Genomic DNA, 8,267 nt, shown 5'->3' with positions numbered 1-8,267 from the left:
GCAGCTGTGGAACCAGACTGACGCCGGCTTCTCGGCCGAGCGTCTGGTACACGAAATGGTTGCCGACCGCGCCGCCGAAAACCCCGCTGCGGTGGCGATCAAGTTCGATGCGCAAACCCTGAGTTATGGCGAGCTGGACCGCCAGGCCAACCGCCTGGCCCATGCCCTGATCGCCCGTGGCATCGGCCCCGAAGTGCGCGTGGCAATTGCCATGCCGCGCAGTGCCGAGAGCCTGGTGGCGTTCCTCGCTGTGATGAAAGCCGGCGGTGTGTATGTGCCGCTGGATATCGAATACCCACGTGATCGCCTGCTGTACATGATGCAGGACAGCCGCGCGAAGTTGCTGCTGACCCACACCAGTGCGTTGCCGCAACTGCCGATTCCCGAGGGCCTGGACAGCCTGGCCATCGATCGCACCGAGGCGTGGGCCGACTACAGCGACACCGCGCCGGAGGTAAAACTGCACGGCGACAACCTTGCCTACGTGATCTACACCTCCGGCTCCACCGGCCTGCCCAAGGGCGTGGCGGTGTCCCACGGCCCGTTGGTGGCGCACATCATCGCCACCGGCGAGCGTTATGAAACATCGCCGGCCGATTGCGAACTGCACTTCATGTCGTTCGCCTTCGACGGCTCCCACGAAGGCTGGATGCACCCGCTGATCAACGGCGCCAGCGTGCTGGTCCGTGACGATAGCCTGTGGTTGCCCGAGTACACCTACGCGCAGATGCACCGTCACAACGTGACCATGGCGGTGTTCCCGCCGGTGTACCTGCAACAACTGGCCGAGCATGCCGAGCGCGACGGTAATCCACCGAAAGTGCGTGTGTACTGCTTTGGCGGCGATGCGGTGGCGCAAGCCAGCTACGACCTGGCCTGGCGCGCGCTTAAGCCGACCTACCTGTTTAACGGTTACGGCCCGACGGAAACCGTGGTCACGCCGCTGCTGTGGAAAGCCCGTCGAGGCGATCCATGCGGTGCCGTCTACGCGCCAATCGGTACGTTGCTGGGCAACCGCAGCGGCTACGTGCTGGACGCGCAACTCAACCTGCAACCCATCGGCGTCGCCGGTGAGTTGTACCTGGGCGGCGAGGGCGTGGCCCGTGGATACCTGGAACGTCCGGCGCTGACCGCCGAACGCTTCGTGCCGGACCCGTTCGGCAAGCCGGGCAGTCGCGTGTATCGCAGCGGCGACCTGACCCGTGGCCGCCCGGATGGCGTGGTGGATTACCTCGGGCGTGTCGACCACCAGGTGAAGATCCGTGGTTTCCGCATCGAACTGGGGGAAATCGAAGCGCGCCTGCGTGAGCAGGACAGCGTCGGTGAGACGGTGGTGGTGGCCCAGGACGGCCCGACCGGAAAACAGCTGGTGGCCTATGTGGTTCCGGTGTCCGCCCCGTCCAACGAAGCCGAGTTCCGTGACGCATTGCGTCGCGCACTCAAGGCCCGCCTGCCGGACTACATGGTCCCGGCGCATTTCATCTTCCTGGCGCAAATGCCGTTGACCCCCAACGGCAAGCTCGACCGCAAGGGCCTGCCGCAACCGGATGTGAGCCTTATGCAACAGGCCTATGTGGCCCCGCAGAGCGAGCTGGAACAGCAGATCGCCACGATCTGGGCCGAGGTGCTGCGCCTGCCGCAGGTCGGCTTGAACGACAACTTCTTTGAAGTGGGCGGCCACTCCCTACTGGCCATCCAGATCACCTCCAGGGTCCAGGCCGAGCTGGGCCTGGAAGTGCCGCTGGTGGAAGTGTTCCAGACTGAAACGCTGCGCGCCTATGTGCAGGCGGCTGCCACCTTCCGCGCCGGCAGCGCGGAAGACTTTGATGATCTTCGTGATTTTTTGAGCGAACTAGAGGCGATTTGACCCATGCTTTCCAACCCTAATATCGATCTGGTTTCGCGCTTTCTTCGCCTGCCTCTGGAACAGCGCCAGCAGTTCTACCAGCGCCTGCAAAGCCGGGGCATGAGCTTCGCCCAGCTGCCGATTGCCTCGATCCGCGAGGACGGCCGGAAGCTGCCGTTGTCCTACGCCCAGGAACGGCAGTGGTTTCTCTGGCAGTTGGACCCGGACAGTGACGCTTATCACGTCCCCGGCGCCCTGCGTCTGAGCGGCCAGCTGGACAAGGCCGCCCTGCAGCGCAGTTTCGACACCTTGGTGGCGCGCCATGAAAGCCTGCGTACACGCCTGCACCTGGACGCCGAGGCACGTACTCAGGAGGTGCTGGCCCACAGGGTGGTCGAGATCGCCGAAAGTGCAGTCGACGAAGCGCAGCTCAAGGCCCGTGTCGAAGCCGAAATCGCCCGTCCCTTCGACTTGCAGCAAGGCACGTTGCTGCGGGTCAGTTTGCTCGCAGTGAGCGAAGAGGAGCACGTGCTGGTGCTGGTGCAGCACCATATCGTCTCCGATGGCTGGTCGATGGGTGTGATGGTGCAGGAGTTGATGCAACTCTATGCTGCCTACAGCCAGGGCCAGGACTGTGCATTGGCGCCGCTGCCGATCCAGTACGCCGACTATGCGCTGTGGCAACGCAGCTGGATGGAAGCGGGGGAGAAGGCCCGTCAACTGGCGTACTGGCGCGAATTGCTCAGCGGCACGCAGCCGGTGCTGGAATTGCCGTTCGATCAACCCCGCCCGGCGCAACAGAGCTTCCGTGGCGCGCGTCTGGACATCGCGCTGGAACCGGCACTGGTGGCAGGGTTGAAAGCCCTGGCCCAGGGCGAAGGCGTGACGATGTTCATGCTGTTGCTGGCCGCGTTCCAGGCGTTTCTGTACCGCTACAGCGGCCAGCAGGATATTCGCATCGGCGTGCCGATTGCCAACCGCAACCGCGTCGAGACCGAATCGCTGATCGGCTTCTTCGTCAATACCCAAGTGCTCAAGGCCGACCTCGATGGCCACATGAGCTTCGCCCAGCTGCTGCAGCAGACCAAGCGCCGTGCGCTGGAGGCCCAGGCCCATCAGGACTTGCCGTTCGAGCAACTGGTCGAAGCCCTGCAACCGGAGCGCAGCCTGAGCCATAACCCGCTGTTCCAGGTGATGTTCAACCACCAGGCCAACTCCCCAGCCGCCGCGCAGCAGTTGCCGGGCCTGCGCGTGGCCAACCTGGAATGGGACAGCCACAGCGCCCAGTTCGACCTGAGCCTGGACACCCAGGAAAGCGGCGACGCGATCTGGGCGTCCCTGACCTACGCCACCGACCTGTTCGGCGCTGCCACCGTCGCACGCATGGCCGAACATTGGCTGAGCCTGTTGCGGGCAGCCGTGGCGAATCCTGCATTGCCCTTGCACGACCTGGCGACACTCAACGTCGCTGAGCGCGAGCAAATACTCGCTCAATGGAATGCCACCGCGCGCGACTACCCCCAAGGGCAGTGGGTGCATCAGTTGATCGAGGCCCAGGTGCAGGCGCAGCCGGATGCACCGGCGTTGCGCTTCAATGGGGTGTCGCTCAGTTATGCCGAGCTGAACCGCCGCGCCAACCGCCTGGCCCATCGCCTGATCGAGGCCGGCGTAGGGCCGGACGTGCTGGTGGGCCTGGCGGTGGAGCGTTCCATCGACATGGTCGTCGGTCTGCTCGCGGTGCTCAAGGCCGGTGGCGCCTACGTGCCGCTGGACCCGGAATACCCGCGCGAACGCCTGGCCTACATGCTGGACGACAGCGGGGTGAAACTGCTGCTGACCCAGGCGCACTTGCGTGAGCAGCTGCCGATTCCCCAAGGCCTGGAAACCCTGGTGCTGGGTGAGTCTGCCTTCGAGGGCTACAGCGACGCCAACCCAGGCATCGCCCTGGACGGTGAAAACCTCGCCTACGTGATCTACACCTCGGGCTCCACCGGACAGCCCAAAGGGGCGGGCAACCGTCATTCGGCATTGCTGAACCGCCTGCAATGGATGCAGGAAGCCTATGCCCTGGACGCCAGCGACGCGGTGCTGCAAAAGACCCCGTTCAGCTTCGACGTGTCGGTGTGGGAGTTCTTCTGGCCCCTGATGACCGGCTCGCGCCTGGTGGTCGCAGCGCCTGGTGATCACCGTGATCCGGCCAGGCTGATCAACCTGATCAATCAACAGCAGGTCACCACGCTGCACTTCGTGCCGTCGATGCTGCAGGCCTTCCTGCAGGATCCGGCGGTGTCGACCTGCCAAAGCCTGCAGCGCATCGTGTGCAGCGGCGAGGCCCTGCCGGTGGATGCCCAGCAGCAGGTCTTCGCCAAGCTGCCCCAGGCCGGTCTCTACAACCTGTACGGCCCGACCGAAGCCGCCATCGACGTAACCCACTGGACCTGCGTGGACGAAGGCCGCGATGCGGTACCAATTGGCCGCCCGATCGCCAACCTCGGCTGCTACATCCTCGACAGCCACTTCGAACCCGTACCGGTCGGTGTGCTCGGCGAGTTGTACCTCGGCGGCATCGGCCTGGCCCGGGGTTACCACCGTCGCCCGGCACTCACCGCCGAACGTTTTGTCGCCCACCCGTTCATCCAGGGCGAGCGCCTGTACCGTACCGGCGACCTGGCACGCTACCGCACAGACGGCGTGATCGAATACGCCGGGCGTATCGACCATCAAGTCAAGCTGCGCGGCCTGCGCATCGAACTGGGGGAAATCGAAGCGCGCCTGCTGGAGCACGCGTGGGTCCGTGAGGCTGCCGTGTTGGCGGTCGACGGTAAATACCTGGTGGGCTACCTGGTGCTGCAGGACGCTGGCGATGATTGGCGCGAGGTCCTCGGCGCCCACCTGGCCCAGCACCTGCCGGACTACATGGTCCCGGCACAATGGATGCTGCTGGAGCAAATGCCCCTGAGCCCCAACGGCAAACTCGACCGCAAGGCGCTGCCCAAACCCGAAGCCACCCACCACTACGAGGCCCCGCAAAGTGCCATGGAGCAGCAGATCGCGGATATCTGGGCCGAGGTGCTGGGCGTCGAACAGGTAGGCTTGAACGACAACTTCTTCGAGCGCGGCGGTGATTCGATCATTTCGATCCAGGTGGTCAGCCGCGCCCGCGCCGCCGGTATCTATTTCACCGCCAAGGCGTTGTTCCAGCACCAGACCGTGCGCAGCCTGGCGCGGGTGGCGCAGTTGCAGGTTGCCCAGGTGTTTGACCAGGGCCCGGTGCAGGGCGAAACGCCGTTGCTGCCGTTCCAGCAGCTGTTCTTCGAGATGGACCTGCCGGAGCGCCACCACTGGAACCAGTCCTTGCTGCTGACGCCACGCGAGCCGGTGCGGGCAGATCGGCTGCAAGCGGCCTTGCACGCCATCGTCCACCACCACGATGGGCTGCGCCTGAGCTTCAGCCAGCCCGTCGAAGGGTGGCGGGCCGAGCATGCAGCCGCCATCCCGGAGGTGTTGTGGCAGGCCGCGGTGGCGGATGCCGACGAACTGGCCGCGCTGTGCGAAAAAGCCCAGCGCAGCCTCGACCTGCAACAGGGGCCCTTGTTGCGTGCGGTGCTTGCCGAACTGGCCGATGGTTCCCAGCGCCTGTTGCTGGTCATGCACCACCTGGTGGTGGACGGCGTGTCCTGGCGGGTGTTCCTCGAGGACCTGCAAAGCCTCTACCGTCAACAGCCGTTGCCGGCCAAGACCTCGTCGTTCAAGGCCTGGGCCGAGCGTTTGCAGGCCCATGCCCGCAGCGAAGCGGTACAGCCGCAAAAACACTTCTGGCTGCAACAGCTCCAGGGCGTGCCTACCGATCTGCCCTGCCGTGATCCCCAAGGCGCGCGTCCTGGCCGCCTGGCGCAGACAGTGGTCAGCCGACTGGACGCCGAGCACACCCGGCAATTACTGCAACAGGCGCCTGCGGCCTATCGCACCCAGATCAACGATCTGCTGCTGACCGCCCTGGCGCGTGTCATCTGCCAGTGGACCGGGCAGGCTTCCAGCCTGATCCAACTGGAAGGCCATGGCCGTGAAGACCTGTTCGAGGATATCGACCTGACCCGCACCCTGGGCTGGTTCACCAGCCTGTTCCCGGTGCGCCTGACCCCGGCCGAATCCCTTGGCGCCTCGATCAAGCAGATCAAGGAGCAACTGCGCGCCGTGCCGGACAAGGGCCTGGGCTTCGGCGCGCTGCGCTACCTCGGCGACGAGGCCACGCGCCAGGCATTCAGCGCATTGCCGGTGCCGCGCATCACCTTCAATTACCTGGGCCAGATCGACGCCAGCTTTGACCAGCCGGACGGTTTGTTTGTACTCGCAGCGGAAAGCGCCGGAGCCGAGCAGAGCCCGGAGGCGCCGCTGGGCAACTGGCTGACCCTCAACGGCCAGGTATTCGGCGGTGAACTGCACATGGGCTGGACCTTCAGCCCGCTGATGTTCGAGGCGTCGCAGATCGATGCCTTGAGCCAGGCCTTCAGCCGTGAGCTGACGGCATTGGTGGAACATTGCTGCACCCCCGGCAACCACGGCGTGACGGCCTCGGACTTCCCGTTGTCACGCCTGAACCAGCAGCAGCTTGAGTCCTTGCCGCTGGCCGCCGATGGGATTGACGACATCTACACCTTGTCGCCCATGCAGCAAGGCATGCTGTTCCACACCCTGTACGAACAGGCCGCCGGCGACTACATCAACCAGATTCGCGTGACGGCCGAGGGCCTGGATGTGGCGCGCTTCCAGCGGGCCTGGGATGCCACGGTGCAGGCCCATGACGTGCTGCGCAGCGGGTTTTTCTGGGAGGGCCAGTTGGAGTGGCCATGCCAGGTGGTGTACCGCGAGGCACGGCTGCCCATCGAACTTCTCGACTGGCGCGCCATGCCGGAGCCGGAGCTGGCGTTGCAAGACCTGCAGCAAGCCCAGCGTCGCCAGGGCTTTGAGCTGGCCAAGGCACCGCTGGTCCGTCTGGTGCTGGTGCGTACCGACGAGCAACGCCATGAGCTGATCTACACAAGCCATCACATCCTGATGGACGGTTGGAGCAATTCGCGACTGTTCGGTGAAGTGCTGCAACGTTACGCCGGCGTGGCAGTGCCCGAAGCGGCCGGACGCTATCGCGATTACATCGGTTGGTTGCAGCAGCGTGATGCCGGTGCGACCGAAACCTTCTGGCGCGAGCAGTTGAGTGCACTGCAAGCGCCGACTCGCCTGGGCCGCAGCCAGCCCATGGCGGCGGACGGGCATGGCGAGCACGCGCTGAGCCTGGATCGCCCCCTGACAGGGCGCCTCGAGGCCTTCGCCCGCAGCCATAAGGTCACGCTCAACACCCTGGTCCAGGCGGCGTGGCTGGTCCTGTTGCAGCGCCATAGCGGGCAGGCGGTGGTGTCGTTCGGTGCCACCGTGGCCGGGCGCCCGGCAGACCTCGTGGGGGTGGAGCAGCAGATTGGCCTGTTCATCAATACCCTGCCGGTGATCTGCGCAGTGGAGGGCGAGCAAACCGTGGCCGACTGGTTGCAAAGGGTGCAGGCGCAGAACCTGGCGTTGCGCGAGCATGAACACACCGGGCTGTACGATATCCAGCGCTGGGCCGGGCAGGGCGGTGAAGCCCTGTTCGACAACATCCTGGTGTTCGAGAACTACCCGGTGTCCAAGGCCCTGGAACAGAGTGGCGGCAGCGGTATCCGTTTTGGCCTGCCGGATTCCCGCGAGCAGACCAACTTCCCGCTGACGGTGCTGGTGGACGTCGGTGACACGCTGTCGGTGCAGTTCAGCTTTGCGCGTGCGCATTTCGACCCGGACACGGTGCAAACCTACGGCCGCCATCTGCTCAACCTGCTTCAAGCCATGCTCGAGGACGGCCAGCAGCGCCTGGGCGAACTGGCGATGCTCGATGTGGCCGAACGCCGGCAAGTGGTACAGGACTGGAACGCCACGGCGCGGGACTACCCGTTGCAGCACTGTGTGCATCAGCTGATTGAACAGCAGGTGACGCGCACGCCGGACGCCACGGCACTGGTATTTGCCGAGCAGCGCTTGAGCTACGCCGAGCTGAACCGCCGCGCCAACTGCCTGGCCCACCGCCTGATCGAGGCCGGCGTAGGGCCGGACGTATTGGTGGGCCTGGCGGTGGAGCGTTCCATCGAGATGGTGGTCGGCTTGCTCGCGGTGCTCAAGGCCGGTGGCGCCTATGTGCCGCTGGACCCGGAATACCCGCGCGAACGCCTGGCCTACATGCTGGACGACAGCGGGGTGAAACTGCTGTTGACCCAGGCGCACTTGCGTGAACAGCTACCGATTCCTCAAGGCCTGGAAACCCTGGTGCTGGGTGAGTCTGCCTTCGAGGGCTACAGCGACGCCAACCCAGGCATCGCCCTGGACGGTGAAAACCTCGCCT

General features: G+C 65.1%; 2 protein-coding genes. Both read left to right on the top strand.

What is annotated here, in order from left to right; genetic code table 11:
* On the top strand, positions 1-1,867 hold a 1,867-nt coding region (locus BFQ01_RS31035), incomplete at its 5' end, for an amino acid adenylation domain-containing protein (protein ID WP_141691327.1).
* Positions 1,868-1,870: 3 nt separating this feature from the next.
* Positions 1,871-8,267, top strand: a 6,397-nt coding sequence (locus BFQ01_RS31030) for a non-ribosomal peptide synthetase (RefSeq protein WP_065928296.1), incomplete at its 3' end; no start/stop codon positions are given.

Source organism: Pseudomonas sp. 8 R 14, assembly GCF_900005955.1.
Lineage (GTDB): Bacteria > Pseudomonadota > Gammaproteobacteria > Pseudomonadales > Pseudomonadaceae > Aquipseudomonas > Aquipseudomonas marginalis.
Note: the sequence above shows the minus strand (reverse complement) of the source record. Positions and strands in the feature narration are given on the sequence as shown.